This is a genomic window from Azohydromonas aeria (assembly GCF_009760915.1).
GTDB classification, from domain to species: Bacteria; Pseudomonadota; Gammaproteobacteria; order Burkholderiales; family Burkholderiaceae_C; genus Azohydromonas; species Azohydromonas aeria.
The window spans coordinates 1-1,635 of sequence record NZ_VIDQ01000192.1; the positions used below are offsets into that span (position 1 = coordinate 1).

Here is a 1,635-nt window from a genome sequence, read left to right on the forward strand (position 1 = left end):
AAGTAGACCGGGTCGATCCCCGCCTGCTTGATCACGGGCATGAGCACCGGCGTGAGGATCAGGATCGTGGGCGTCATGTCCATGGCCGTGCCCACGGCGATGACGAGCAGCATGATGGCGATGAGCAGCAGCGTCTGGTTGCCCATGAAGGGCTCCAGCATCGAGATCATCTGGCTGGGGATGTCGGCCACCGTGATGAGCCAGGCACTGACCATGGCCGCGGCCACCAGGAACATGATCACGGCGGTGGTCTTGGCCGCGCTGACGAACACGCCGTAGAGCTGGCTGAGCTTCATCTCGCGGTACACCAGCATCGACACCAGCAGCGCGTAGACGGCGGCCACCACCGCTGCCTCGGTGGGCGTGAAGACACCCATCTTCAGCCCCACGATCACGATCACCGGCAGGCCCAGCGCCCACAGCGAGTCGCGCAGCGCGGCCATCTGCTCCTTGAAGCTGGCCTTGGGCGGGGGCGCGATGTTCTCGCGCTTGGCCACGAAGTACCACGTCAGCGCGATCGACAGCCCCATGAGCAGCCCGGGGACGATGCCGGCGAGGAAGAGCTTGGAGATCGAGACGTTGGCCGCCACGCCGAAGATCACGAAGCCGATGGACGGCGGAATGATCGGGGCGATGATGCCGGCCGAGGCGATGAGCCCGCCGCTGCGCGCCTTGTCGTGCCCGGCCTTGACCATCATGGGCAACAGCAGGGCGGCCAGCGCCGCGGTGTCGGCCACGGCCGAGCCCGACAGCGCCGCGAGCATGCACGCGGCCAGGATCGCCACGAAGCCCAGGCCGCCGCGCTTGTGGCCCACCAGCGTGAGCGCGAGCTTGACGATGCGGCTGGAGAGGCCGCCGACGTTCATGATCTCGCCGGCAAGCATGAAGAAGGGCACGGCCAGCAGCGGGAAGCTGTCGGCGCCGTTGATGACGTTCTGCGCCAGGATCTGCGCGTCGAACATGTCCAGGTGCCACATCAGCGCCACGCCGGAGACCAGCAGCGAGTAGGCGATCGGGATGCCCAGCGCCATGGCGCCCAGCAGCGAGCCCAGGAAGATGAAGACGGTCATGGAGTATTCCTTGGAAGTCTGGGCATCAGCGCCGCGGGGCGGCCTGCGCCGGCTGCTTGGCGTCGAAGGTGGCGGGCTCATCCAGGTGCAGCTCGTGCAGCGCGGCGAGGTCCTCGCTCTCCTGCACCATCACCAGCTCCTCGTCGCGCACCTTGCCGCTGAGCGTGCGCACGAGCTCGCGCAGCAGCAGCAGCCCCGCGGAGACGGCGAAGAACACGCCCGAGGCATAGAAGATCGCCACCGACGCGCCGGTGACGGGCGCCTGCACGTCGGCATTGATCCGCGCCTGCGCCAGCGCGCCCTGGAACAGCAGCCACGTCACGTAGAGCATGGCGAGCTGGCCGATGACGAGGCACACCTTCTTGCCCGTCTTGCCCAGGCGCGAGACGAGCATGTCGGTGCCCAGGTGGCCGTGCTCCTTGATGGCGACGATGGCGCCCAGGAAGGTCAGCCACACGAACAGCCAGCGCGAGACCTCCTCGGACACCGTGATGCCGGAGTTGAAGGCGTAGCGCAGCACCACGTTGCCGAACACCAGCACCACCATGACGGCCAGCGCCAGGGC

Annotated in this window: 2 protein-coding genes; both read right to left on the reverse strand. The window is 67.6% G+C overall.

The annotated features are described in order from the left end of the window. Positions 1-1,070: TRAP transporter large permease subunit (locus FJ694_RS36425; protein ID WP_157272388.1), on the reverse strand; the 1,070-nt coding region annotated here is incomplete at its 3' end. Between the two features lie 25 nt (positions 1,071-1,095). Further along, positions 1,096-1,635: TRAP transporter small permease (locus tag FJ694_RS36430; RefSeq protein WP_232540396.1), on the reverse strand; the 540-nt coding region annotated here is incomplete at its 5' end.